This is a genomic window from Nocardia amikacinitolerans NBRC 108937 (genome assembly GCF_001612615.1).
Taxonomy (GTDB): domain Bacteria; phylum Actinomycetota; class Actinomycetes; order Mycobacteriales; family Mycobacteriaceae; genus Nocardia; species Nocardia amikacinitolerans.
The window spans coordinates 43,738-69,344 of sequence record NZ_BDAU01000040.1; the positions used below are offsets into that span (position 1 = coordinate 43,738).

23 protein-coding genes and 4 tRNA genes are annotated in these 25,607 nt (G+C 68.2%); 18 read left to right on the top strand and 9 right to left on the bottom strand.

What is annotated here, in order from left to right:
* Positions 1 to 558: 558 nt before the first annotated feature.
* A tRNA-Lys gene (locus tag NAM01S_RS26985) sits at positions 559 to 631 on the bottom strand.
* An 837-nt stretch (positions 632 to 1,468) separates the two neighbouring features.
* Between NAM01S_RS26985 and NAM01S_RS26990 the strand changes: the two genes are divergently transcribed.
* From NAM01S_RS26990 to NAM01S_RS27015, 6 genes are all read left to right on the top strand, one after another.
* On the top strand, positions 1,469 to 2,134 hold the full coding sequence (locus NAM01S_RS26990) for a TetR family transcriptional regulator (RefSeq protein ID WP_067790451.1): 666 nt from the start codon (positions 1,469 to 1,471) through the stop codon (positions 2,132 to 2,134).
* Positions 2,135 to 2,228: 94 nt separating this feature from the next.
* Positions 2,229 to 2,301 (top strand) — tRNA-Glu (locus tag NAM01S_RS26995).
* 29 nt (positions 2,302 to 2,330) lie between these two features.
* Positions 2,331 to 2,404: transfer RNA gene (locus NAM01S_RS27000), tRNA-Asp, on the top strand.
* A 58-nt stretch (positions 2,405 to 2,462) separates the two neighbouring features.
* Positions 2,463 to 2,539, top strand: a tRNA-Phe gene (locus tag NAM01S_RS27005).
* A gap of 122 nt (positions 2,540 to 2,661) precedes the next feature.
* Positions 2,662 to 2,844: a hypothetical protein gene (locus tag NAM01S_RS27010; protein ID WP_067790454.1), complete on the top strand. Its 183-nt coding sequence runs from the start codon at positions 2,662 to 2,664 to the stop codon at positions 2,842 to 2,844.
* 242 nt (positions 2,845 to 3,086) lie between these two features.
* Positions 3,087 to 3,806: a polyprenol monophosphomannose synthase gene (locus tag NAM01S_RS27015; RefSeq protein ID WP_255284338.1), complete on the top strand. Its 720-nt coding sequence runs from the start codon at positions 3,087 to 3,089 to the stop codon at positions 3,804 to 3,806.
* 76 nt (positions 3,807 to 3,882) lie between these two features.
* On the opposite strand, the gene NAM01S_RS27020 is transcribed toward NAM01S_RS27015, so the two are convergent.
* From NAM01S_RS27020 to NAM01S_RS27030, 3 genes are all read right to left on the bottom strand, one after another.
* Complete coding sequence (locus NAM01S_RS27020; RefSeq protein WP_067790460.1) at positions 3,883 to 4,323, bottom strand: DUF6069 family protein; 441 nt, start codon at positions 4,321 to 4,323, stop codon at positions 3,883 to 3,885.
* 98 nt (positions 4,324 to 4,421) lie between these two features.
* Positions 4,422 to 5,903, bottom strand: a complete 1,482-nt coding sequence (locus tag NAM01S_RS27025; RefSeq protein ID WP_084483338.1) for an HAD-IB family hydrolase — start codon at positions 5,901 to 5,903, stop codon at positions 4,422 to 4,424.
* Positions 5,900 to 8,350 (bottom strand): glycerol-3-phosphate 1-O-acyltransferase, encoded by a 2,451-nt coding sequence (locus tag NAM01S_RS27030; protein ID WP_067790463.1) that lies wholly within the window; start codon positions 8,348 to 8,350, stop codon positions 5,900 to 5,902. The genes NAM01S_RS27025 and NAM01S_RS27030 overlap by 4 nt, the downstream gene beginning before the upstream one ends.
* Before the next feature lie 324 nt (positions 8,351 to 8,674).
* Between NAM01S_RS27030 and nbtS the strand changes: the two genes are divergently transcribed.
* Positions 8,675 to 9,988: a nocobactin biosynthesis salicylate synthase NbtS gene (gene nbtS / locus NAM01S_RS27035; protein WP_067790466.1), complete on the top strand. Its 1,314-nt coding sequence runs from the start codon at positions 8,675 to 8,677 to the stop codon at positions 9,986 to 9,988.
* 238 nt (positions 9,989 to 10,226) lie between these two features.
* Here nbtS and NAM01S_RS27040 read toward each other — a convergent pair whose 3' ends face one another.
* Positions 10,227 to 11,834 carry a (2,3-dihydroxybenzoyl)adenylate synthase gene (locus tag NAM01S_RS27040; RefSeq protein ID WP_067790469.1) on the bottom strand — a complete coding sequence of 536 codons (1,608 nt, stop codon included), beginning with the start codon at positions 11,832 to 11,834 and terminating at the stop codon, positions 10,227 to 10,229.
* A 152-nt stretch (positions 11,835 to 11,986) separates the two neighbouring features.
* Here NAM01S_RS27040 and NAM01S_RS27045 point away from each other — a divergent pair, with 152 nt between their 5' ends.
* The 5 genes from NAM01S_RS27045 to NAM01S_RS27060 all read left to right on the top strand — a co-directional run bounded on the left by NAM01S_RS27045 (position 11,987) and on the right by NAM01S_RS27060 (position 18,461).
* A complete protein-coding gene (locus NAM01S_RS27045) occupies positions 11,987 to 15,511 on the top strand; it encodes a non-ribosomal peptide synthetase (RefSeq protein WP_067790472.1) in 3,525 nt (1,174 codons plus the stop codon).
* 68 nt (positions 15,512 to 15,579) lie between these two features.
* Positions 15,580 to 16,458, top strand: coding sequence for an oxidoreductase (locus NAM01S_RS27050; RefSeq protein WP_067790475.1), 879 nt, complete (start codon positions 15,580 to 15,582; stop codon positions 16,456 to 16,458).
* A 159-nt stretch (positions 16,459 to 16,617) separates the two neighbouring features.
* Positions 16,618 to 17,091, top strand: a complete 474-nt coding sequence (locus tag NAM01S_RS27055) for a carboxymuconolactone decarboxylase family protein (protein ID WP_067790478.1) — start codon at positions 16,618 to 16,620, stop codon at positions 17,089 to 17,091.
* A gap of 43 nt (positions 17,092 to 17,134) precedes the next feature.
* The gene (locus tag NAM01S_RS35370) at positions 17,135 to 17,284 is read left to right on the top strand and encodes a hypothetical protein (RefSeq protein WP_157107926.1); all 150 of its coding nucleotides are present in this window, start codon (positions 17,135 to 17,137) and stop codon (positions 17,282 to 17,284) included.
* A gap of 85 nt (positions 17,285 to 17,369) precedes the next feature.
* Complete coding sequence (locus NAM01S_RS27060) at positions 17,370 to 18,461, top strand: 3-deoxy-7-phosphoheptulonate synthase (protein WP_067790481.1); 1,092 nt, start codon at positions 17,370 to 17,372, stop codon at positions 18,459 to 18,461.
* Between the two features lie 175 nt (positions 18,462 to 18,636).
* On the opposite strand, the gene NAM01S_RS27065 is transcribed toward NAM01S_RS27060, so the two are convergent.
* The 4 genes from NAM01S_RS27065 to NAM01S_RS27080 are packed head-to-tail and all read right to left on the bottom strand — an operon-like array spanning position 18,637 to position 20,655.
* Positions 18,637 to 19,560 carry an NAD-dependent epimerase/dehydratase family protein gene (locus NAM01S_RS27065; protein ID WP_067790484.1) on the bottom strand — a complete coding sequence of 308 codons (924 nt, stop codon included), beginning with the start codon at positions 19,558 to 19,560 and terminating at the stop codon, positions 18,637 to 18,639.
* On the bottom strand, positions 19,557 to 19,901 hold the full coding sequence (locus NAM01S_RS27070; protein WP_067790485.1) for a hypothetical protein: 345 nt from the start codon (positions 19,899 to 19,901) through the stop codon (positions 19,557 to 19,559). The genes NAM01S_RS27065 and NAM01S_RS27070 overlap by 4 nt, the downstream gene beginning before the upstream one ends.
* Positions 19,898 to 20,224, bottom strand: coding sequence for a hypothetical protein (locus NAM01S_RS27075; protein WP_067790487.1), 327 nt, complete (start codon positions 20,222 to 20,224; stop codon positions 19,898 to 19,900). Before NAM01S_RS27075 ends, NAM01S_RS27070 begins: the two co-directional genes overlap by 4 nt.
* Positions 20,221 to 20,655, bottom strand: coding sequence for a hypothetical protein (locus NAM01S_RS27080; protein ID WP_067790490.1), 435 nt, complete (start codon positions 20,653 to 20,655; stop codon positions 20,221 to 20,223). Before NAM01S_RS27080 ends, NAM01S_RS27075 begins: the two co-directional genes overlap by 4 nt.
* Before the next feature lie 343 nt (positions 20,656 to 20,998).
* On the opposite strand from NAM01S_RS27080, the gene NAM01S_RS27085 reads away from it, so the two are divergent.
* The 6 genes from NAM01S_RS27085 (at position 20,999) to NAM01S_RS27105 (ending at position 25,434) form a co-directional block, all read left to right on the top strand.
* The gene (locus tag NAM01S_RS27085) at positions 20,999 to 21,910 is read left to right on the top strand and encodes a helix-turn-helix domain-containing protein (RefSeq protein ID WP_067790592.1); all 912 of its coding nucleotides are present in this window, start codon (positions 20,999 to 21,001) and stop codon (positions 21,908 to 21,910) included.
* On the top strand, positions 21,897 to 22,109 hold the full coding sequence (locus tag NAM01S_RS27090; protein ID WP_067790493.1) for a DUF397 domain-containing protein: 213 nt from the start codon (positions 21,897 to 21,899) through the stop codon (positions 22,107 to 22,109). The genes NAM01S_RS27085 and NAM01S_RS27090 overlap by 14 nt, the downstream gene beginning before the upstream one ends.
* 216 nt (positions 22,110 to 22,325) lie before the next feature.
* The gene (locus tag NAM01S_RS34380) at positions 22,326 to 22,844 is read left to right on the top strand and encodes a DUF3558 domain-containing protein (RefSeq protein ID WP_157107927.1); all 519 of its coding nucleotides are present in this window, start codon (positions 22,326 to 22,328) and stop codon (positions 22,842 to 22,844) included.
* Between the two features lie 15 nt (positions 22,845 to 22,859).
* Positions 22,860 to 23,234 (top strand): hypothetical protein, encoded by a 375-nt coding sequence (locus NAM01S_RS35375; RefSeq protein ID WP_157107928.1) that lies wholly within the window; start codon positions 22,860 to 22,862, stop codon positions 23,232 to 23,234.
* Between the two features lie 113 nt (positions 23,235 to 23,347).
* Complete coding sequence (locus tag NAM01S_RS27100) at positions 23,348 to 24,622, top strand: hypothetical protein (RefSeq protein WP_157107929.1); 1,275 nt, start codon at positions 23,348 to 23,350, stop codon at positions 24,620 to 24,622.
* Positions 24,619 to 25,434, top strand: a complete 816-nt coding sequence (locus tag NAM01S_RS27105) for an ESX secretion-associated protein EspG (protein ID WP_067790501.1) — start codon at positions 24,619 to 24,621, stop codon at positions 25,432 to 25,434. Before NAM01S_RS27100 ends, NAM01S_RS27105 begins: the two co-directional genes overlap by 4 nt.
* Positions 25,435 to 25,607: the final 173 nt, after the last annotated feature.

A 25,607-nucleotide genomic window follows, 5' to 3' on the forward strand; every position in this document is an offset into this window, starting at 1 on the left:
GCTGATGCGGCCATACCTTACGGCACCGTAGGTGTGATGCGAAACGCATCCAGCCGACTATCGGCGCCCGGTGATGCACTTCATACGTCGTCGTCGACGCTCCGCGCACCCCCCGAGTGTAAGCCGCGTCGAGCCTGGCGTCCGGTGACAGAAGACACGTCGGCCCGCAGCGTCTGGTCTATCGTCGCGAGGCCTCTGGCGTTAGCGCCGGGTGACACTGTCCTCTTGCGCCGCCGCCCGCGCAGGCGCTATGCGACCGCGGGACGCTGTGCCGCAACCGATCTGCTCGGGCGCCGGCTCCGGCGCCGTCGCGCCGAAGCGCCCGTCCGCGGCGCGGCGCCTTCGCCATGCCTCGGGCGTCGAGGAAAAGTTTTCAGCGGGGTTTACCAAAACTTCAACCGCGCGGCCGCGGCCGCTGTGACCGCGACCACCAGCCACGACGGGGTGAGCGTGGAATTGATCGGCCGCGACGAGAACCTTCTCGCAAGCGGCTCCCGCAAGCGACCGGCCCCGGAAACGCCGCAGGCGCCCGGACGGATCCGGGCGCCTGCGGCGGTGTGCCCCCAGTAGGGCTCGAACCTACGACCTGCGGATTAAAAGTCCGTAGCTCTACCAACTGAGCTATAGGGGCGCGAAGGGAAAGTGTAGTGCGCGGTGTCCGTATCGCCCAACCCGGGCGGGGGTGGGGGGCCGGTGGCCGACCGGGTGTGGGCGGCGCGGCGCGAGGGGGCGCGGGCGGGTGCGGTAACGCGGGAGGCGGGTGCGGCGATGCTGCCGGTAAACATTTGGCACCCAGCTTTGTTCATTCCGTGAAGAACTGGATATCATCCAATCATGTTGGCTTCCAGGGACTTTGGATTTGCAGAGGGTGGGAGACCGAAGCTCGGGGGAGCGCGCGGACGGCGCGGGCGATGGTCGCGCGGACGGCGGACGGGCGCCGAGCCTGCCGGTCGGGTCGGGTGAACGGCGCTGCGACGCTGCCGAATTCGGTAATCCCGGCGACATCCGATTCTGATTGCGTGATGTTTGCTGTAACAGATATCGGAGTCCGGCGGCTATCTGACTCTTCGGTTTGCCGCGTGTCGCAACGCGTTTCCGGGTACGGTGACGCCTTGGTGAATTCCGGAAGAATCGCCGCCACACCCGGCGAACTGGAATTCGGCTTATCGTTGTTGTGCCCGAACGTGTCGCGACCGGTATGGCCGATCGTGGCGAACAAGGAGTCGATGCCGCAGGAGGCTGATCCGAGACGATGTTTGCCCGGGTGCGCACCCCCTGCGGCGCACCCGGGCACGCAAACTATACCAGCTGGTGTGTTTCAGGTTTTTCGCAAGTTTTCGTACCGAAAGTTTGAAACTGGGCGAAAACCCGGTTTGAAGTATTGATAAAACTCATAACTTCGCGCCAAGGGTTCGTTCCTATGGGGGGCACCGATTGGCGGCGAGTAGGCTTCGGAGGCGTTTCGAGCATGGCACGGCAGCAAGAGCGGGCCCGCCGGACACGTGCGGCGATTATCAGGTCCGCCGCCGTTGAGTTCGGGAAGAGCGGCTATGCCGCTGCATCGCTCAACCGCATATTGGAGGGATCGCGCGCGACCAAGGGGGCGATGTACTTCCATTTCGATTCCAAGGAAGATCTGGCCCGCGCGGTTCTGGAGACGGCGGTCGAGCGGTATCGGTCCTCGGCCGAACGCTGGCTCGCCAGAACGGATCTCGGCCCGCTGGACACCTTGCACGGGATGATCGACGAGATGGCGCTGCGGCTCGAGCACGACATCATCGTGCAGGCGGAGTACCGCTTGATCATCGAGCCGGACTTCTATCGCGACGTGCACACCGGCGGCGGTCGAATCCTCGGCCGCGCGACCAGGGTGCTGGCCGTGCGCGCCATCGAGCACGGGCAGCTGCGCGCCGACGCCGACCCGGACCGGTTCACCCGGACGCTGGCGGCCGGTCTCGCGGGGCAGCGCTATCTGCTCGACCTGCTTGGCGGCGCGACCGATCTGCGCTCGCGCTTCCAGGAGGTGCTCGAGGTCGTGATCGATGCGATGTCCACCCCGGAGTGGGGCGCCAAGTTCCGTGTCGACGGGTGGCGCGCGTCCGCACGGCTGGAAGAGCTCGGTCTGGGCCTCTGACCAGCCGATTTGGGAAACTCGGCGAGACTGTCATAAGCTATGCGAGCTCCCAACGGACAGCCGTTGAAAGCCGGTCCGGAGAAATCCGGGACGAGCCCCCTTCGTCTAGCGGCCTAGGACGCCGCCCTTTCAAGGCGGTAGCGCGGGTTCGAATCCCGTAGGGGGTACGGTCTTCGGATCGTTGGTAGCACAGCAAGGCCCTGTGGCGCAGTTGGTTAGCGCGCCGCCCTGTCACGGCGGAGGTCGCGGGTTCGAGTCCCGTCAGGGTCGCAAACAAGCGCCGGAGAAATCCGGCGTTTAGCGTATGGCATTCGGAACGGGTGCCTGCGGCCAGGTAGCTCAGTTGGTACGAGCGTCCGCCTGAAAAGCGGAAGGTCGCCGGTTCGATCCCGGCCCTGGCCACCACAATCCCCTCGCCGGTTGCGGCGGGGGGATTCTTCGTTTCATGGGCGTTCGCCCGGTAGCTCGCTGCTCATCCGGTTCCGGAAACACGGGCCGGGTGGTCGGCGAGGTGGGATGCTGGGGGCATGGCTGAACGGTGGTACTACTGCTTGAAGCACCAGCGTGCCGAGAAGGGACGCCAGTGCTGGTTCCGGGACCGGATGGGCCCGTATCCCGACCAGGCCACGGCCGAACGCGCGCTGGAGATCGTCCGGGCGCGCAACGAGCGCGAGGACGCGCGCGACCGATCCTGGCGCGACGGCGACTGACACCCTTCCTGCGCGACAACGGATTTCGCTCGCCCGAGCAGTGCGACACGCGGCGGCGCGACCGTCGCCGCAGGTCCGCGACTTGATCTTGGTCCGGACGACGGCAGGTCATGCCCTCGACGCCGCGTGCGGCCGCTCAGGTGTCCATCAGGTCGATCGAGTACGGTTTCTCAGAATCGAACGAGTGCTCGGCGGTCCGGCGTGGGCTGCGGGCCGGACCAGGTGAGCAGGGAGGGCGACCCTTGAGGGTTACCGTTGTTGTGCCGACCTACAACGAGCGGGAGAATCTGCCGGTGGCGGTGGAGCGGCTGACGGCGCTTCCGGTGCCCGACCTGCACATCCTCGTCGTCGACGACAACTCGCCGGACGGCACCGGCGAGGTCGCCGACAAGCTGGCCGCCGAGCTGCCGAACGTGGTCGGCGTGCTGCACCGCACCGAGAAGGACGGCCTCGGCCGCGCTTACGTCGCCGGCATCACCCGGGCGCTGGACGAAGGCGCCGACGTGGTGATCCAGATGGACGCCGATCTCTCGCACCCGGTCGAGGTGATTCCGGCCATGCTGGAGAAGCTGCGCGACACCGAAGCGGGCGTGGTGCTCGGCTCGCGGTACGTGCCAGGCGGTTCCACCGCCGAGGAGTGGAAGTGGTACCGCAAGGCGCTCTCGGCTTGGGCGAACTTCTACGTGAACCTGATCCTGCGCCTCGGCGTCAAGGACGCCACCGCGGGCTTCAAGGCATGGAAGGCCGACACGCTGCGCGCCATCGACGTGGCCTCGATCCGCAGCAACGGCTACTCGTTCCAGGTCGAGATGAACTACCGGACGGTCAAGCGCGGCATCGCGATCGCCGAGGTGCCGATCCGGTTCGAGGAGCGCACACTCGGCGCCTCGAAGATGAGCCTGAAGGTGCAGCTGGAGTCGGCGCTGATGCCGTGGAAGCTGCTGTTCGGCCGCTCGGTCTGACTTACGACAACGCAGAGCCCCGCATCCGGACGACGGAGGCGGGGCTCTGGTCTGTTCGGGGCTCACCCGGCCGGGCTCAGCGCTCGATCAGGTGCTTGCGCAGGCCCTCCATGCTGACGACGATGACCGGCACGAGCAGCACGTGCATGATCGACAGCGCCACGGTGGACGCGGTGTCGAAGGTTGCCGCGACGGTGCCCGCGATGGTGGCGAGGGTCAGCACCGAGCCGACCACCGAGGCGACCCGCAGCACGCCCACCCAGCGGTAGGACAGCAGCGCGGCCGCGGTCAGCCCGATCAGCAGCGGGACGGCCGACATGACGATGACACCGCCGGGCGCGACGTCCTGGGTGGTGGTGCCGTCGTCCATGACGAAGGAGCCGCCCGCGGCGGCGCCGATCAGCCAGACGACGAGGTTGACCAGCACGGCCGCCGCGACCGCGCCGAGGACGGCGACCGGGCGGTTGACGGCGGGGATCTGGATGGTGGGTGCGGTGGTGGCGGGTGCGACGGACATGGTTCAGGTCTCCTGAAGCTGTGGATTCGTTGTGAGACCTATCGTGAAACCTCAAGATTTGTTGAGGTCAATCGTTCTGGGGCGCAGCGTGTTCCATCTCACTCCGGCCAGTCGAGCAGCGTCGCGAGAAACAGTCGGCGCACCGCTTCGACCTGCTCGTTCATCGACACCGGGTCCCAGTCGCGCACATCGATGGGCGGCAGGATCGCGACGTCGACCGTCCCGCGCCGCGCGATCATCGAGTTGCGCCAGGAGATCTCGCCCGCATTGCGGATCACCACCGGGATCACCGGGACGCCCGCCTGGTGCGCGATGTGGAAGGCGCCCTTCTTGAACGGGCCGACTTCCGGTGTGTACGAACGGGTTCCCTCGGGCGAGACGGCGATCGACAGCCCGCCGCGCAGCGTCTCGACCACGGGCGCCAGCGCCGCCTTGGCGCGATGGGTGTCCGACCTGTCGATGAAAGTCACGCCGACGAAGCGCATCAGCGGCCCGAACAGCGGATTGCGGGTCAGCTCCTTCTTGCCGATGCCGGTGACACCGCCGCCGAGCACCTTCGGCACGATGATCACGTCGAACTGGCTCTGGTGGTTGAACAGGAACACTGCGGGGCGCGGCGCTCGCGCGTGCTCGGCGCCGGTCACCCGCACACGCACGCCCAGCGCGCGCAGCGTCGCGCCGGTGCCGTACGCCATCAGCGAGTCGGCCATCTTCCTGCGCTGTCCGGTATACGACTTGGCGAGCACACCGAACACCGCGCCGCCGAGCAGTGCGGCGAAACCGGCGATCGTACGCAGGTAGTCCAGCGGCCGCGGCGCCCTGCGCGGCCGGAAGGCCAGCGACGGCCAAGCGTTGTCGGACGCCATCGCGCCGAGCTTGCGTTCGGGGTTGACCGCGACCGGGTGGCCGACGAGCGCGAGCAGCGGTAGGTCGGCGACGCCGTCGGCGTAGGCGTAGCTGCGGCTCAGATCGATGCCGTTGGCCGAGGCGAACGTGCGCACGGCGTCGGCTTTGCCGTGTCGCCACAGGGTCTTTCCCGCGGTGTAGCCGGTGAGCACGCCGTCGCTGGTGGCCATCTCGGTGCACAGCACGTGCTGGACGCCGAGCGCGGTGGCGGCGGGCGCGACCTGGAACCTGGTCAGCGAACTGGTCAGGACAACGGTGTGCCCGGCCGCCTCGTGGGTCCGGATCAATTGCCACGCTTCGGGATACAGATGGCCGTAGACGGCGCGGCGGAAAAGCTGGACGCCGAGGTCGTCGAGCTCGTCCTCGGTCCGCCCGGCCAGCGCCTGGGCGGCCTGCTGGAGGAAGCGGCTGTACTCGCCGTCGGTGAGTCCGTTGCGGATGCTGCCGAGCAGCGTCGCGGACAGACCACGCGCGCCGCCGCCGAACGCCCTGCGATACAGCGGCGCGCGGGGGAACCCGTCCACGACGGTGCCGCCGAAGTCGAACACCGCGGCGATCTCGGGGCCCTGCGGCCCGGATCGGATGGCGGACAACATCGCGCGGAGATCGGCGGGCGAATCCCCGGGTCCGCCTCGATCTTCGGCGGCCGGGCGCGGGGCTGCGGCCTGGCTCATCGGGTCCCCAGCCCCGGAATATTGGACGGGTCGAGGGCAGCGGCCTGCGCGATACGCGCCCCGATGCCACGCAGGCGATCGGCGAATTCGGTACGACGCGCGATCAATTCGGTGCGGTCCTTGGCCGAGGTGCTGGAGACCGGCCGCAGCAGTCCGTGGTTGTCGGCCAGTTTCAGCGCGCTGCCGAACAGCTCGGTGGACACCGATTCCGGGCTGTGCAGGCGCTGCTGGAGCAGCATCTGCCTGCCGACCGACACGCATTCGTCGAGGAATTCCTTGCGGTCGATCGCGGCGCCGGGATCGCGCGCGGCCAGCCGCTCGGCGACGACGAGCTGCGCGTCGAAGAACGAGCGCAGCACGCGGTGGGCCATCATGAACCCGGAGGCGGTGAGCTTCCCGAGGATGTCGGAGCCGAGGGTGTCCTTGCGGCTGCGTCCGTTCCACTCCGGATCGACGAGCAGCATCTCGGCGGTGATCTGCGTGGTGAATTCCGCGCGGTCCGGGAAGAAGAACTCGAACTTCAGCAGATCGCGCAGCCGGAACGCCTCGTCCCATCCGGTCCGAAGCTGGTCGGGCGCACCGGAATCCACCGCGGCGAGGATCGACAATTCCAGGATCGCCCGGTTCACGAACCAGTGCACGGCGCTGTTGCGGTAGAACGCGGCCTCCAGGTGCGCGCCGCTCTCGATCGAGTACACCGGCTCCAGACCACCGCGATAGACGGTCACCACCTTGGCCAGCGAAAGCTGTTCCAGCACAACGGCCAGACTGGTTTCCTCGCGCAACGCGTCGAGTTCACCGCTCGGCAGGTCGCGCTTCTCGATGTAGCCGAGTACCGGCGCGAGCAGGGCGCACACCTCGCCGAGGGTCAGCGCCCGCTCGTCGACGCCGAGCAGGGCCAGGGTGACCAGCGAGTTGACGGTGATCGGCGTGACCGCGTTGATCCCGACGGCGATCTCGAAGGCCAGGCGCTGCACGGCCTTTCGCTCCCGCTCCAGCGTCTCCGGATCGGTGTCGGCGATCGGCTCGGCGACCGACTCGGTGTGGTGCAAGGGAATCGAGACGCGCGGCGGGGTGAGCGGGTCGCCGTGCGCGGCCAGCCGGTCGCGGGCCGAGAGCGGCGCGCCGAAGCGGACGTAGACGCGGCCCGCCGAATGCTGCTGGCTGCGGATGTAGCGCGCCAGCCAGGTCAGTCCCTCCGGTTTCTTTGTCCCGCCCGCCTGTTCGGTGGCGATGGCGCCGAGTTCGTTGAGTCGCTCGTAGGTGATCGAGACCGGAACGAGCATCACGTCGTCGACGCGGTCGGCGCGCACCGCGGCGGCGAGGAAGTTGAGCAGGCCGTAGCGCGGCGGGCGCAGTTTGCCGGTGCGGGTGCGCCCGCCCTCGAAGTACCACTCCAGGTTGAAGCGTTTGGCGACCAGGTAGGCGAAGTACTCCTCGACCACCGCCTTGTAGACCTCGTCGTCGCCGAAGCTGCGCCGGATGAACACCGTGCCGGTGCGCCGCGCGATCGGGCCGAGCGGCCAGAACCGCAGATTGGCGCCGCCGATCACGTGGTTGGGCGGGAAGTCGTTGCGGGCCAGCACGTCACCGAGCACGAACGCGTCGACGTAGGAACGGTGCGAGGGCAGGAAGACCAGCGGATAGCGGCGATTGAGCGCGCGCAGCGCGGCGAGGCCGGACTCCTCGGTGTCGACCTTCCATGTCGAGGCGTGCACCGGGCGCATGGCCTGGGTGAACAGATCCGAGACCGTCCGGCTCTGCGCGGCGACCAGTTCGTTGAGCGCTTTCTCCGCGCGGCGGTACACCTCCTGCGGATCCGCGCCGATCTGGTCGGCGATCAGTTCCAGCCTGCGCAGGAAGTCGGGGGAGTCGAGGATCTCCTCGGCCACCAGCCGGGGCACCTTGTATCTGTCGCCGATGATGGAACGCTCCGCGCGTTCCAGCGCGACCACCGCGGCGCGCAGGATGGCGCGGGCGAACGGCTCGGCCGTACCCGCCGCGTGCAGCGCGGAGGCCTCGGGGTTGTTGGCGCGCAACTCGCTCAGCAACGCGGGTTGCCCGGTCAGGATGACGTGCCGGTCCGGCGATTTGCGCACCAGCTTGCGCTGGGCCATCCAGTGCGGTTTGCGGGGATTGGTCAGCATCGCGAGATCGGCGAAGGTCATCCGGCGGACGCCGTCGCGCTCGGGCGGCAGCCACAGCACCCGGATCGGCACGACAAGCGGGTCGTCGCGGCGACCGATCAGCCGGTCCGCGATCGCGCCCGCGTCCAGGTCGAGCTGGGTGATCGGCGCGTCGGTGCCGATCTCCTTGGCGATGCCGCCGTCGCCGAGCCAGGCGCCGACCAGTTGGCGCTCGACACCGGAGGTGGCGTCCACCAGTGCCACCACCGAATGGGGCGCGGTAGCTGACTTCGTCGGCGAGCCGCCGCGGTGCTCGATCATCGATGTTCTTCCCTCCGCAGGTGACGCTTCCTTCATTCAAGCCTGCCGCGCCGCTGTGCGCAGGCACTCCGCGCGGCGAGTTCGATTCCGGTGCGGTGAACGCGGACGGTGGGCGGCCCTCGAACGCGGGCGCGGCGAGCGGGAAGTGGCGGTTGCGGGGAGCAGGCGGCGGGGCGTTCGACGGTCGTTGCGGCCGGATAACCGGTGTCGCCCTGGGCATTTGCCCAATTCAGAGATCGTGTGGCCGCGAGCACACTTTCGCGCTGCGCAGGTAATGCTAACCTTACCTCCTTGAGTTAGGTCAGGGTAACCTTTGGAGGATCGTTGTCGACCACGGACGAGCGCTTGCGCGTTGAGTATGTGACCGATCCGGCGGCAGCGATGTCACGGCTGGCGGCGGCGGATCGATTCGGCGAGTACGTGATGTACGAACGTCCGGGGGAGTGGGTGTTCGCGGCCGATCCGATCGGCAGCATCGAACTCGACGTGCGCGAACTGCGCGTCACCTGGGAGGGAAAGACCACCACCACGAGCTGGACGGGCACGCCCGCGCGGGCTCTGGACGAGGCACTCGGCCTGCTGCCGCTGGACGGCCGCCGCGCCTACGGCTGGATCGGGTTCGAGTTCTGCGCGTGGGCGTTGGACGCGACCGCGCACCTGGACGAGCGGACGCCCTTGGCGCACCTGATGATTCCGCGCATCGAAGTGCGCGTGGACGAATCTGGTATCCGCGTCTCGGGCGCGACGCCGAGTGAGACCGGTGACATCCACGATCTCATCGCCGAAGCGCAGGGCAGCGAGCTGCCGACGCCGCACCCGGCCGACATCCGGGTGGACCCGACCGGCTACCGCGAGCGGGTCGCGGAGGCGGTCGAGGAAATCCGTTCCGGCCGTTACCAGAAGGTCATCCTGTCCAGGAAGGTCGAGCTGCCGTTCGCGGTCGACGTGCCTGCCACCTACCGGCTCGGCCGGGCGAACAACACGCCCGCCCGCTCTTTCCTGCTGCGGCTGGGCGGTCTCGAAGCCGCGGGCTTCAGCCCCGAGCTGGTCGCCTCCGTCGACGACGAGCGGGTGGTCACCACCGAGCCGCTTGCGGGCACCCGCGCCTTCGGGCTCGGCGAGGACATCGACATGGCGGCCCGCGCCGACCTGGTCAGCGACCCGAAAGAGATCGTGGAGCACGCCATTTCGGTGCAGACCTCGTTCGCCGAGATCAGCGCGGTCGCCGATCCCGGTACGCCCGTGGTGTCCGACTTCATGGCGGTGCGCGAGCGCGGCAGCGTGCAGCACCTGGCCTCCACCGTGCGCGGCAGGCTGGCCGCCGACCGCTCCAGCTGGGACGCGCTCGAGGTGCTCTTCCCCTCGGTCACGGCGTCCGGCATCCCCAAGCGCGAGGGCGTCGACTCGGTCTTCCGCCTGGACGGTGCGCCGCGCGGGCTGTACTCCGGTGCGGTGGTGACGATCTCGCCGACCGGCGCGATGGAGGCCACGCTGGTGCTGCGCGCGGTTTACCAGACGACCGAGGGCGCGTGGCTGCGCGCGGGCGCGGGCATCGTCGGACAGTCGCGCCCCGAGCGGGAATTCGAGGAGACCTGCGAAAAGCTCGGCAGCGTAGCGCCGTACGTGGTCAAGGCGTAGCGCACACGGCAAGCCGAGCGCACGCCGATGTGCGCCGAGACGAACGGGTCGTCCACCATTCGGTGGGCGACCCGTCGTCGTTGATCGGCCTGTGCGCCCGGTGTACCGACTGAAGGTGGCCTTCATCGTGGTGGGCCGACTGATGGTGACCTTTGGTCGGGTTGCGTGTCCAACCTTTTGTGGACGGCACTGGGGCACAGAGGAGCCGACAACAGGCATGTCGAGCCGTGCGGCCGAATTACCGCGCCCGCAGCGCCTTCTTGTCGATCTTGCCGACCGCGGTGATCGGCAATTTGTCCGCCTGCCGCAGCACATCGGGCAACTTGTAGGTGGCGAGGCCGCGATCGGTCAGGAAGGTCTTGATCTCGGCCAAGGTCGGCATCGCGCCGTCGACGACCAGCACCGCGCAGACCTTCTCGCCGAGCGCCGCGTCCGGCAGTCCGACGGCGGCGGCGTGCCGGACGGCCGGATGGGCGAGCAGATGCTCTTCGAGCTCGTCGCAGGAGATGTTCTCGCCGCCGCGGTTGATCACGTCCTTGATCCGGCCGGATACCACCAGGTGGCCGGACGGCAGGCGGCGGACCAGGTCACCGCTGCGGTAGTAGCCGTCGGGGGTGAAGGCACGGGCGTTGTGCTCGGGCGCGCGGTAGTAACCGCGAATCGTGTAGGGGCCCTTGGTGAGCAGCTCGCCCTCCTCGCCCGGTGCGACGTCGTTGCCTTCACCGTCGACCACCCGCACCTCGTCGGCGGGGGAGAGCGGCCTGCCCTGCGTGGTGTGCAGCAGCTCGGCGGGATCGTCGAGCCGGGTGTAGTTGAGCAGACCCTCTGCCATGCCGAACACCTGCTGCAAGGTGGCGCCGAGCGCGGGGGTGACCTCGACGGCGTTCACCTCGGCCAGACGCGCGCCGCCGACCTGCAGCAGGCGCAGCGAGGCGAGGTCGGCGTCCTCCCATTCGGTTGCCGCGCACCACAACTGGGCCAGCGGCGGCACCACGGCGGTGACCGTGACCCGGTGCTTCTCGATGGCGGCGAAGGCGTTCTCGGGGCTGGGATCGGTGACGAACGCGACCGCGCCGCCGACGCTCACGGTGCCGAGGATGCCTGGGCAGGCCAGCGGGAAGTTGTGCGCGGCGGGCAGTGTCGCCAGGTAGACGTCGTCGGCGGTGAGCTCGCACACCGCGGCGCTCGCGGTGGCGTTGTAGGCGTAATCGTCGTGCGTGCGGGCGATCAGCTTCGGCAGGCCGGTGGTGCCGCCGGAGACCAGCATCAGCGCGATGTCGCTCGGGTCGACCTCCGGTAGTGAGTCACCCTCGCGGGGCACCGAATTCAGATCGGTGAACGCACCGGGCTCGCCGAGTACGAGGACATGGCGCAGGCTCGCCACGGACTCCTGCACCGTCGCGGCCAGTTCCCGGTAGTCGAAATCGCCGTGCTTGTCGACGATGACGTATCCCACTGCCTCGGAAAGCGCCGCGAGATGCTCGATCTCGGCCCTGCGGTGCGCGGGCAGCGTCAGCACCGGGATGATGCCCGCGCGCAGCAGACCGAAAAGCACCGTCATGAACTCGGGCACGTTGGGCAGCTGCACGACGACGCGGTCGCCCGGCGCGATGCCGAGCGCGAGCAGGCCGTGCGCCATCCGATCGGCTTCGGCGTCCACCTCCGCGTAGCTGCGCGCGCCCGCGTCGGTGATCAGCGCGGTGCGGTCCGGCTCCCGACGCGCGGTCTCGCGCAGCAGATCGCCGAGCGCGCGACCGGTCCAGTAGCCTGCGGCGCGGTAGTTCTCGGCCGCGTCGGCGGGGAACGGGACGTAGCCCTCTCGGTGGGTGCTGGATGTGGTGGTCACGGGCTGCCTCACAAAGTCGGGACGGGTGATTCTCGGACCTAGTAATTAGGGTCTCTTTATGTAGGTTAGGCAACCCTATCTCAGTGCGATACGCTTGCGCCGAGCAGTCTCGATCCGCCGGATGCGGCGGCGACCAAGGAGTACAGCGGCACATGCAGCCAGCACAGCGACCGGGGGACGGAGCGGGGAACGCCGCGCACGCGGTGATCGGCCGGGACGAGATCCGCGCCGCGATCGCCGGGCAACTCGGCATCGATATCGACGCGATCGCCGACGAGGACGATCTGATCCAGCTGGGCCTGGATTCCATCCGGACCATGAAGCTGGCCGGTGGCTGGCGCAAGCGCGGTGCGGACGTCAACTTCGCCCAGCTGGCCGCGACGCCGACCGTCGCGGAATGGTCCCGGCTGCTCGGTGCGGGTGCTGAAACCGAAGGCGCACCTGACGAGTCGCAAGCCGCGCCGGTCGAATCCGCCACCGCCACCGACGAATCCGAGCCCTTCCCGCTGGCGACCATGCAGCACGCCTACTGGATCGGCCGCTCCGACGAACAGGACCTCGGCGGCGTCGCCGCGCACTTGTACGTCGAATTCGATGGCTCCGCGGTCGATCCCGAGCGGCTCGAGCGCGCCGTCGCGGCCTTGGTCGCCGCGCACCCGATGCTGCGCACCAGGGTGCTGCCGGACGGAACCCAGCAGACCATGCCCGCGCCGGGTCGCCCGGTGTTCTCCGTCGTCGACCTGCGCGGGGAGTCCGCCGAAGCGGCGGAAGCCGAGCTGGAACGCCTGCGGGACAGCAAGACCCATCAGCGCCTCGATATCGAGGCCGGGCAGGTGCTCGACGTGACGCTCAGCCTGCTGCCCGCCGACCGCACCCGCCTGCACCTCGACGTCGACATGCTCGCCGGCGACGCCATGAGCTACCGCGTCCTGATCTCCGACCTGGCCGAGCTCTATCACGGCGGGTCGCTGCCCGCCGAGACCTACAGCTACCGCCGATACCGCACCGAACGCCAGATCGACGCGGCCGCGCGGGAGCGCGACAAGCAGTGGTGGCAGGAACGGCTGCCGCGCCTGCCCGGTTCGCCCGAGCTGCCGACCATTCCGGTCAGCGAGCGCGTCGACCCGCATCGGACCGTCCGCTACAACCACTGGCTCGAGCCGGAGGCCAAGCAGCGGCTGCTCGACGCCGCGCACGCGCGCGGCATCACCCCGGCCATGGCGCTGGCGGCGGTGTTCGCCGAGACCATCGGCGGTTGGTCCGCGCAGAGCCGATTCCTGTTGAATGTGCCGCTGTTCCACCGCGAGCCGGTGCATCCCGACATCGACCGCGTCATCGGCGATTTCACGTCGTCGATCATGCTCGAGGTGGACGTCAGCGCGAACATGACGGTCGCCGATCGGGCGCGGGCGTTGCAGCGTTCGATGCACGAAAGCGGCGCGCATACCGCCTATTCCGGCCTCGAGGTGCTGCGCGACCTTGGCCGCCACCGCGGCGAGCCGGTGCTCGCGCCGATCGTCTACACCAGCGCGCTCAATCTCGGCGAACTGTTCGCCGATTCGGTGACCGAGACTTTCGGCGAGCCGGTCTGGATCATCTCGCAGGGCCCGCAGGTGCTGTTGGACGCGCAGGTCACCGAGGTGCGCGGCGGTCTGCTGCTGAACTGGGACGTGCGCGAATCCGCCTTCCCCGACGGCGTGATCGAGGCGATGTTCACCAGCTACACCGACGCCATCACCCGGCTCGGCGCGGGCGAAGCGGGATGGAACGCCGAAGCGGCGGTGCGTCTTCCGCTCGCGCAGGCCACCGTGCGCGCGCAGGTGAACGCCACCGACGGACCGGTGACCGGCCGCGCGCTGCACGAGGGGTTCTTCCAGCACGCCGCCGCGACGCCCGACGCGCCAGCGGTGCTGTGGCAGACCGACGGCGTCGACGGCGGGTGGAGCTACGGCGAACTGGCCGCGCAGGCGCTGGCCGTGGCCGGTGCGCTGCGGGATCAGGGTGTGCGGCAAGGCGATACGGTCGCGGTGCAGTTGCCGAAGGGCCCGGATCAGATCCTCGCGGTGCTCGGCGTGCTCGCCTCGGGCGCGACCTACGTGCCGATCGGCTTCGACCAGCCGGTGGGCAGGCGCGCGGAAATCCTGCGCACCGGCGAGGTGGTGGCCGCGCTCACCGTCGACGGTGCGGACATGGGTCGTCCCGAGATCGCCTGCGTACCGATCTCGCAGGCCAGGCAGCACCCGAATCCGCTTGCCGCGCCCGTGATCCCGGATACCTCCGCCATCGCCTACGTGCTGTTCACCTCAGGTTCGACGGGTACGCCCAAGGGCGTCGACCTGCCGCACAGCGGCCCGATGAACACCATCGACGCGGTGAACGACTGGTTCGACGTCGGTCCGGGTGACCGGGTACTCGGCCTCTCCGCGCTCGAGTTCGACGCCTCGGTCTACGACATCTTCGGCATGTTCTCGGTGGGCGGCTCCGTCGTCGCGCTGAACCCGAGGCAGCGCGAGGAGGCGACCACCTGGGTGGAGCTGCTGCGGCACTTCCGGGTGACCATCCTCAACTGCGTGCCGAGCATGCTCGACATGATCCTGGAGATCGGCGGCGACGAGCTCGGCGACTCGCTGCGCGCGGTGACCCTCGGCGGCGACTGGGTCGGCGCCGATCTCGCGCGCAGGCTCGCCGCGCAGGTGCCCGGCTGCCGCTTCTCCGGACTGGGTGGCGCGACCGAGACGTCCATCCACAACACCATCTGCGAGGTCAGCGATCCGCCCGCGCACTGGACGACGGTGCCGTTCGGCGTCCCGCTGCGCAATGTGCGCTGCCGCGTGGTGAATTCGGCGGGACGCGACTGCCCGGACTGGGTGCCCGGCGAATTCTGGGTCGGCGGCGCGAATGTCGCGGCGGGTTACCGCAACGACCCGGAGCGCACCGCCGAACGGTTCGTGACACACGACGACATCCGTTGGTACCGCACCGGCGACATGGCCCGCTACTGGCCCGACGGCACGATCGAATTCCTCGGCCGCGCCGACCACCAGGTGCAGATCCGCGGCTACCGCGTGGAACTCGGCGAGGTGGAGAGCGCGCTGCGCACCGCGCCGGGTGTCCGGCACGCGGTCGCGGCGGTGGTCGGAAAGGGGGCGCCGAAGCTGGTCGCGGCCGTCGCCGGATTCCCCGGCAGCACAGTGGATCTGGTCGGCGCGATCTCGGATCTGTTGCCCAGCTACATGATTCCGACCCGCATCGAACTACTGGACGACATGCCGCTCACCGACAACGGCAAGCTCGACCGTCGTGCTGTCGTCGCGCTGCTCGAGCCCTCCGCGCAGGACACCGCGGACCTCGCGCCGCGCACGCCGCTGGAGTCGGCGCTGGCGGCGATCGTCGCCGAGGTGCTCGGCGTGCCCCGCCTCGGCGTGCACGACGACTTCTTCGGGCTCGGCGGCGACTCGGTGCTCGCGACGACGGCGATCGCGCGGGTCCGCGAATGGCTCGACGCGGAGCACGCGCTGGTCGCGGACATCCTGGTCGGCCGGACAGTGGCGGGTCTCGCCGAGCGCTTGCTCGCCAAGGAGGCCGAGGCGGGCACGCCGGACCGGCTGGACGAGGTCGCCAAGCTGTATCTGGAGGTCGCGGCCATGACCGACGAGGAGATCCTCGCGCAGGCCTGACGTGGTTTCCCGTCGCCCCGTTTCCGATCGGGGCGACGGGTCGCGCTTCCAGGACTAAACTTCCCGACATGACCCGTTGGGACGCCTCGAACATCCCCGATCAGACCGGCCGGACGTTCATCGTCACCGGCGCGAACAGCGGCTTGGGCGCCGTGGCGGCGCGCGCGCTCGCCGGGGCGGGAGCCGATGTGGTGCTGGCCTGCCGCAACGTCGCCAAGGGCGAGAAGGTCGCCGCCGATCTCGGCGACCGCGCCACCGTGCGCGCGCTCGATCTGGCCGACCTCTCCTCGGTGCGCGAGTTCGCCGATTCGGTGGACCGGGTCGACGTGCTGATCAACAACGCGGGCGTCATGGCGGTGCCGGAAGGGCGCACCAAAGACGGCTTCGAAATGCAGATCGGCACCAACCATCTCGGTCACTTCGCGCTGACCGGCCTACTGCTGGACAAGATCTCGGACCGCGTGGTCACGGTGTCGAGCGGTGCGCACGCCATCGGCAGGATCGACCTGGACGACCTGAACTGGGAACGCAGGAAATACCAGCGCTGGGCCGCCTACGGGCAGGCCAAGCTGGCCAACCTGATGTTCGCCTACGAGTTGCAGCGCAAGCTGACCGCGGCCGGTTCCGGCAAGATCTCGGTGGCCGCGCACCCCGGCTACGCGGCGACCGAATTGCAGTCGCACACCGAGTCGTTCTTCGACCCGATCATGTCGATCGGCAACCGGCTGTTCGCGCAGAGCGCCGAAATGGGCGCGCTGCCAGAGCTTTACGCCGCCACCGTCACGCCGATCGAGCCTGGTGCGTTCTACGGACCCACCGGACTGGCGGGCATGCGCGGCTACCCGGGCACCTCGGGTTCCACCAAGCAGTCCCGCGACGAGGCCGTCGCCAGGGCGCTGTGGGAGTTGTCGGAGAAGCTCACGGGAGTCACCTACTCGTTCTCCTGACGGTTTCCCGGAGAGCGCACCGGCTCGGGTCCAGGCGTTCGTCATCGTGACCGGGCTCACAACGGGCGGTGTCACACCTCGCTGAGGCGAGTCGTCATCTCGGTATACGACGCTTCGGCCCCCGCCGGAGCGAAGAACCGAGAGCCCAAGGGGTACATCATGGAAGCGCGTTTCGACTACTACGGCACCGAGATCGGCGCGAAGTTCGCCAAGCGCGTCGGCAACGCAGGGTTGGTTGTCGATCAGTCCACCCTCCCGCGCGCGACCCAGGAGTTGGTCAAGCTGCGGGCCAGCCAGATCAACGGCTGCGGAGTCTGTACCGACATGCACAGCAAAGACGCGCTGCATGCGGGCGAGGATCAGGTGCGGCTGAATCTGGTGGCCGCGTGGCGCGACGCCACTGTGTTCACCGACGCGGAGCGGGCCGCGCTGGCCCTCGCCGAGGAAGGCACGCGGCTCGCCGACGCGCACACCGGCGTGCGCGAGGAGACCTGGGCTCAGGTGCGGAAGCACTACGACACGGACCAGATCGCCGCGCTCATCTCGCTCATCGCGTTGATCAACGTCTGGAACCGGATGAACGTCATCGCGGGCACCCCGGCGGGCGGGTACCAGCCGGGTCAGTGGAGCTGATCACGTTCCTGGCCGCGGCAGCCGGTAGCGGACGAGTATCGATGTGACGACCGACGCCGTCTCGATCATGGAAGTTGGCCCCTGCGTCACCCGGCTGCCAACGCCTGGTACAGTGGCCGACGTGCAGCGCGCGTATTTCTGGTTTAGCAAGCCGGCCCTGGGTGGGTCGGTCTGCGGCAACCACATGCGCTGACTTCTTCCACCCCGAGCCGGATGATGGACCGGCTCGACGGTATTCACGTCCGTGGGTCGGCCTTGACGAAAAGGAACCCACACAGATGACAACCGCAGCCGACGTCGACGCGCGGCATTCCGATCTCGACGACCAGCGCACCCTCTCCGTGAGCCCGTTACGCTCGCCCGCCGAGGTGCGCATGGTGCACCCGATCAGCGATCCGCTGGCCGACACCGTCCGCGCGGGCCGCAAGGCCACGGTGGACGTGCTCGACGGCGCCGACGACCGCCTGATGGTGATCGTCGGACCGTGCTCCGTGCACGACCCCGCGGCGGCGCTGGACTACGCGCGCAGGCTGGCCGAGAAGGCCGCCGAGCTGAGCGACCGGCTGCACGTGGTGATGCGGGTCTACTTCGAGAAGCCGCGCACCAGCCTTGGCTGGAAGGGCCTGATCAACGACCCGCACCTGGACGGCTCGTTCGACGTCAACACCGGTCTCGGCATCGGCCGCAAGGTGCTCGTCGACATCACCGCCCTCGGCCTGCCGGTGGCCTGTGAGTTCCTCGACCCGATCACCCCGCAGTACATCGCGGACCTGGTCTCCTACGGCGCGATCGGCGCGCGCACCGCGGCAAGCCAGGTGCACCGTCAGCTGAGCAGCGCGCTGTCCATGCCGGTCGGCATCAAGAACGGCACCGACGGCGACGTGCAGGTGGCCGTGGACGGCGTGCGCGCCGCGGCGGCCAGCCACGTCTTCCCCGGCACCGACCTCGACGGTCGCTCCGCGCTGATCCGCACAACCGGCAACCCGGACTGCCACGTGATCCTGCGCGGCGGAAGCACCGGCCCGAACTTCGACGCGGCCTCCGTCGCCGAGGCCTGCCTGCGCCTGGAGAAAGCGGGTCTGCCGGAGCGCATCGTGGTGGACGCCAGCCACGGCAACAGCAACAAGGACCACAACAAGCAGGTCGACGTGGTCACCGACATCGCCGAGCGCATCGCGGGCGGCGAGCGCAGCGTCGTCGGCGTGATGCTGGAGAGCTTCCTGGTCGCGGGTCGTCAGGACCTCACCCTCGGCCGCGCCGCGGACCTCACCTACGGCCAGTCCATCACCGACGCCTGCATCGACTGGTCCACCACCGCGGCCCAGCTGGACCGCCTCGCCGACGCCGTCGCCCAGCGCCGCGCGAGCTGACACACATCCTTTCGACGCCTCACAGAGCCGGTGAGCCTGTGAGGCGTGTGAAAGGTGTGTGCAACATGCCTCAGCGGCGGGACCGGTTACCCCATCAGCCCTGCCTGTGACGACGACAATGCGGGCGTCGCACCTGACGACCACGTCCAGCGCGGTCAAGGTTCCGGTCGACGCTCTACTTCGGTTGCGGGGTCAGGATTGTGCGCAGCCAGTCGAGGGTGTGGTGTAACCCATCGTGCAGCGGGGTGGTGGGTTGCCAGCCGAGGAGTGTTCGGGTGCGGGCGAGATTCGGGTGGGCTGTCGCGTACTTGGCGGCAGCCGGAACGACCTCGATCCAGCCGCTGCCAGCGAGTGCTACTGCGGTGCGGGCGAATTCGGTGGTGTCGATCGGGCGCGGTCCGCCTACGTCGACCGGCAGGAATGTGGCGCTGTCGAGCATGGCGATGATGGCCTCGATCGCGTCGGCGACGTAGACGAACGAGCGCGCGTCGCCCTCGCTGATCTGGATTGTTTGGTCGCGCAGCGCGGCCGCGCAGATCGTCGCGGTGACGCGGTCGCCTGGCCACAGGTGCGGCCCGTACGCCTCGAACAGTCGGACGATGCCGACGTTCGCGCCACGGTAGTGGCGGGCGGCGGCTTCGGCGACGTATTCGCTCGCGTCGTGTGCGTCGAAACCGGCTGCCTGAGAACCGTTTGCGATGTGCGGCCAGCTGCGGTGCGGGGCTTGCGGGGTGTCGGGGAGGCCGACGGCGACGACGATGCGTGCGCCGTGTCGAGCAGCCTCATCGAGTGCGGCGAGGGTGCCGGTGGACGCCGCCCGCAGCGTCTCGATCGGCCGCCCGGCGGTGGCTGCCGGGCTGCCGGTGCGCGCGAGGTGCGCGATGTGGGTGACGCCGACGAGGTCGGTGAACGATCCCGCCGCCGCGGTGTCCGCGATGCGGAGGGCGAATCGCGGGTGTGCCGTGAGTCTTTCGACGGCGGCGCGGCGACCGGTGCTCAGGTTGTCGATGGCGGTGACCCTGTCTCCGCGCTCGAGCAGCGCACGGCACAGGTGCGAGCCCAGGAAGCCCGCGCCGCCGGTGACAACGACATGGTTCACGACGGCAGCTCCCAGGGGCGGCGTCCGCGCGCGGAATCGGGTGTGATGCGACCGGCGGCGACCAGCGTGGCGAACGCGGCCCGTTTACGGGCGCAGTCGTGCTCGCGGTGCTCGCGCATCGCGCGGTGGGCGTGTTCGACCGTCAGCGGAGGGCGTGGCAGGTCGCAGGTCCATGCCTGCGGTAACGGGAACGAGGACGTCCGGTGTGCCCGGACCTGCCGATGCGCGGGTGCCGGGCGCGGTGGCCGCTCGACCGGCCACAGGCACCCGAGGACGGTCACCGCGATCAGGCAACCGGCCAGGACCGCCATGGTGCTCGACACGATATGCCATGCGTTCATCGTTCGGTTCCCTCCTCTTGGCGTCCGTCGCCGTCTCGCGTCAATCCATCGAGAACATCGAACAGAGACACGAGTTCGGCCGCGCCACAGGGTGATTCCGGTCGCGCGAGAGGAAATGCGACACCTCGCCGATAGGCGCGTTGACGCGGGCTCAGTGCTTGCGGTGCGATCCGCCCGGACGCGACGAGTGTGTAGTACGCGACCCACTTCCAGGCGCAATACTCGATCCGGCACGCGCGGTGCCGTTGCATCTGCCGATGTGCCAGCTCGATATCGGCGCTCGCGCAGATGGTGGGCGGGGTGAAGATCTGCTGATCGTTCATCGCGTGGCTCCAGCGCTGGACCGCACGCCGAGCGCGTCGAACCGCCCACCCCACACCCCGCCCTCGGGCGAGGTCGCGCACGGATCCGGCTCAGCGCAGCGCGTCCAAAGGCCGGGCGGGGAAACGGTTTCCAGATCGAACCCCGCCTCGCACACCAGCGCGGGCCGGTCATCCACCTGTGCCAGATCGAAGACGACGATCACCTCGGCGCCGAGCGCGCGGGCCATGATGAGGGCGTACCCGACCGGGTTCGGCTCATCGGCGGGCGGCCGGACCGTGTACACGTACCAGTACCCCGATCTGACGGCTTGCCAGCGGATTTCGTTGGCATGGCGCGCCAGTCGCGGTCCGGACACGGCCGCGCGAATCAACCCGACGGCTTTCGGCGCGCCGGTCGGCGGTGGTTGATTGCCCGCGTGCTGATATGGCATGGTCCCTCCAGGCCCTGGTTCTTGTGGAAGATCTGGATGGCGTCCGGACGACCGGACGCCAGCGACGCGGCCCCGCTCGGTAGCTCGTGACGGTGTTTCCGAGTCGGAGCGCGTGTCGTCGATTGTGTTGCGGCTCCGGCATATCGGAGCGATGTCAAGGGCTCCGACCTGCGGTGTCATCCGTACGCCGCGACAAAGCACACCACCGATCACGCCACGAGTCAGCTCGAATCGAGTGCGGGGCGGGAAGTCGCCTGTTTCCCCAGGAGCGAACCCGAAAACGCGTTCAGCCTCACCCGATTCTGTGCCCGGCTCGACCGATTCCGAGACCGAGGGACACACCGTGCCAAGCACCGACGACCCCGACCCGACACCCGGCTCGACCCTGCCGCGCCGCCAACTCGGCCGATTCCTGCGCGAATCGCGCGAGGCCGCCGGCTTCACCATCGCCGACGCCGCGAGGCTGGTGGAACTTTCGGGCTCAGCCCTGCAACGCATCGAAGCGGGGCAGACGCAGAAAGTGCACGGCCGGGATGTGTGCGCCCTGTGCGAGCTGTACGACGTCAGCGCCGAAGACACCCGCGCGGCAGTGGATCTGGCCGCGTTGGCCAGGAGGCAGAGTTGGTATCACGCCTACGGCGGGTTGTACTCCGATGCGTACAACATGTACGTCGGGCTGGAAGCGGCTGCGCGGCAGCAAATCACCTACCACGAGCATGTTCCCGGTCTACTGCAAACAGCCGCCTACGCCCGCGCCATTATCGGCGCGTATCCAGGATTCACCAGCGAAGACGATGTGGATCGGCGGGTCGAACATCGGCTGAAGAGGCAAGCCATCGTCACCCGAAAGACGAACCCTATGGAGCTGGAAGTGCTGCTGCACGAGTCGGCGCTGCACCGCGTGGTCGGGAGCCCAGGGGTCATGGCGGCGCAACTACGGCACCTGGCCGAGGTCTCGAAGTTGCCGAACGTCACGCTGCGAATCCATCCGTACGAAGCGGGCATGACCTGGGGAATGCCTCACGGCATGTTCGCCATCCTGTCCTTCGAAATGAACGTAAGGCGTGAATCCATCGAACCGCCCGTTGTTTTCATGGAGGGCGGGCCGACCCAAGACATCTATCTAGAGAAGCCCGACGAGGTTCGGCTCTATAGTGAACTTGCGACCGCGATTCGGAGCACATCGCTGGATGACAAGCAGACTCGCGAGCTGATTCGCCGGGTGACGAAGGAGTTCGACCGTGACCAACATTGATCTGTCCCAAGCCTCCTGGTTCAAGAGCACCTACAGCGGCAGTCAGAGTGCGTGCGTCGAGGTGGCGTGGCTGGCTGGCGGCGGAGTGGGCGTCCGCGACTCCAAGAACCCAACCGGACCCGTCCTGGTCTTTACTCCCGGCGAGTGGGACGCCTTCGCGGCTGGCGTACGCGAGGGCGAATTCGACCGCCCTGCCTGATCCCTCCTACGTCGCTACAGTCGCCCCTACTCGTCCGCAGTCCGTTGAGGTGCGCGCGGTCTACCACCGCGCGCACCACCGCATAACGCGAAGATAGATGGAACCGAATGCCGATCTGGTGCGTCCTACACTACGACCGGAGTATTGAGCGGCCGGACGGGAGCAGCGGTGGGACGACGGACGACAGCGGCGGTAGCGGTGCTAGCAGGGGTGTTGATGGCGGCCACCGGGTGCGATGCCACGAACGGGGGGACGGCGACACCGAGTTCGACCACGGATAAGGCGGCTGCGACCGCAGCGCTGTGGGATCCGTGCACTCAGATCAGTGACGACGTCCTGCGGAAGGTCGGAGTAGATCCGTCGACGCGGGACACGACGATCTCTGGTGTTGAAAACGTGCCCGGATGGAAGCTTTGTTCATGGCACGACAAACCCAGTCGATGGAGCTACGACCTCGGCGTATGGTCGACCATCTATTCCATCGAGGATGTGAAAGGCGATGAGAACAACATCGAATTCACCGACGTGTCAATAGCAGGCCGTTCGGGGGTACGGTTTCGCAAAGCCCACGACACTGATGGCAACGTCTGCTATCTCGCCTTCCCGGCTAGCACTCAGACAATCGAGATATCGGTGTACAAGGCATTCACAACAAAGACTCCCGCAAACGATCGAGATCCCTGCTCGATCGCTTCCACAGCTGCGGAAACTATCGTGCCGGTTCTTCCGAGCTGAGCGGAAGGAATGACTTTGAGCGTGCAGGAAGATATAACGCTATGGCAGCGCCTCGCCACCGAGGCAAAAGCGGGAAGCCTGTATCTCGACGACTCAGTCGCCAAACGCTGCCAGTCGGCAATCAGCAGCCAGATCGATGTTTATCGAGCGTGCTTGGCGGGCCTGGAGCAGCTGTCCAACGTAACCGGTCTCGGCGACTTCGAGTGCGGCAAGGAACTCGCAAAGCTGCTCGGCCTCAAGGCAATCGATCCGGCAGGCGACGGCGATCTGAGCTCCGCGCTCAAGGACCACATCCGCGTACTGGAGCTCATGGCTGACACCATCCAGTCCTCGATAGACCGCCTGCAAGAACAAGACTCCACCAATTCGCAGGCCTACAACCAGATCTGAACCAAGGGGGGCGTAACATGTTCGGTCTTCCGTCTTTCGACACAATCGTCCTCAATATGGGCAAGCTGGCCTTGAACGGCCCCCTCGGTGGGATAATCTCGGCCGCGAACGACATGAATCAATCCGCCTCGGCGATCGCGACCGCGCTGGGCGATCAGAGCCCGGAATCCATTGCCGCGAGAAATCGCATCAAAGACCTGACCGACAATCATTTCGAGGGCGAGTTCCATAATTCGCGTATTCCGGCATCATTGTTCGGGAACGTTCGCGCCGAGGATCTGGACGAGCTGTACCGGAAGGCGCAGGCGATCGACGTCAACGTGATGACGACGTTGCAGCAGATGTGGAAGTCGCGGGCGGATAAACTCGACACCGGTCTCGCCCAGTTCGGCCCGGAAATCCTGTCGGCCATCCGGGAGTCATGGCATGGCGCCTCCGCCGACGCGGCCGCGCAGGGGATCGTCGACTACGTGAACAAGGCCCAGAACTTGGTGTCCGCCACGAAGATCGTGGCCGACAAGGTCGAGGTCGTGAAGTCCGCGGTCGAGGTGACCAAGGCGAACGTGCAGCCCTCGCCGGACACTGGCTGGGCGAGCACCGTCGCCAGCTGGATACCGGGACCGACCTGGAAGATGGACCGAAACCGCACCGACGCGGCCGAATTGGCCACTTACACCGTTCTCGAGCAGGTCTACCAGCCCGGCATCCGCGAGGGCGATACTGGCCAGCCGCGAATCCCCCTGGCTTACAACCCGGCTCAGGAGCCGGGGTCGGTCCCGGTGTCGCCGCCGCCTGGGTCGAGGCCGCCTACTTCAGAGCCGCGTCCGTTGCCGGGCCCCGGCGGTACCGACGACCCAGGCACCGACGATCCCGGCGGCGCGAACCCGCAGAAGGCTGATCCCACTGCGGCGCAACCAGATCCGGCATCCGAGCCCACCCAGCCGTCCGGTCTCGACACCACACCGTCGAACGCGACGACAACCCCGGCCGGTGCCAACCCCGCCGCTAACATCCCGGCTACACCGTCGAGCCCCGGGCTCGGCAGCCCCGGCTCCCCCGGGTATCCCGGCGCGCCGGGCGGGTCGACACCCGGCTCGCCGGGTGGCTCGATCCCCGGCGCTCCGGGTAGTTCGATACCCGGGACCCCCGGTGGCTCGACACCCGGCTACGGTTCGCGCGCCGGTGGCACGGGCGCGGCTGCCCGCGGCGGAATCCCCGGCATGGGTGGCATGGCACCGGCCGCCGCTCGCGGCAAGGGCGACGACGACAAAGAGAAGGGCAAGTCAGCGATAGCCGAAGCGCTGGTAACCCTGGAGAACGGCGAGGAATTGACCGGCATGGACCCCGCGCACCGCCCGAAGACCGTGCCGCCGGTGCTCGGCGAATGACCCCACAGACCTGGACCATGTCCGCGCTCGAGCTGACCGTCCTGTGGCACGCCATCGGCCGGGAGATACTGCCATATCCCTTGTGTCACAAGCCGACCGAGCAGACCACCGAGGAGTACGACCGCGCCTACCGGGCCGCCGCCGCCCACGTGGCGACACTATTCGACGAAGACATGTACGGCCCGCTCCGCGTCCTGGTCGAACCCGAGGCCAGAATCGAGGTCGCGGGCTTCGCGGGCGCCTGCCCGGGCGTTCTTCCCGGCGCGGAACCAGAACCCATCGCACTGGTCCGCATGCACGCCGCCGTCTCCAGCCGTTCCGCCGTGCTGCTCACCCAAGAGCCCACCCACGACCCGAACCGAGGCGGCACTGTGCGCATGTCCCTGATCGGCGCACACACCCTCCCGCAGCGCATCGTCACCGCCCTACCGCCCGCCCCGAGCGGTACCGGCACCGGCTTCCACATCAACCGCGCCGACCTCGACCCCGCCGACGACCATCCGTTCACCGCCTTCACCGACGAAGCCCCCGTCTCCCACCGCACCCAAGCCCGCGACTTCTTCGAACGCCCACGCAGCACCGTCGCGCACGTCGCCGTCTCCCCGGGCCCCGCCTACGACAACCGTCCCACCCCGAGACGCGACTTCCATGTCATGGACTACCCCGACGGCCGCTACCGCATCCACGCCGCCACCGCAATCCAATCGACCCCCACCACAACTCCCGCTCTCGTCACCCACCTTCGAACGATCCTCGACCACACCCTCCGAGAGCACCGCGAAGACAACGACCCCACCTACCTCGACCGTTGACGTCACCGGCGCACCCTGTCACTTCGCTCGGCCGTCATAGTCCTCGCCAGCGCCGCGATAGTCCTCGCCAGCGCCGCGCTGGCGACTTCCGGGTGCGGCAAGCAGGATTCGGCATCGTCCTGCCTGCATCACCCATGAGTGTGCGTTGCCGGTGATCGGATGTCGGGCGTCCG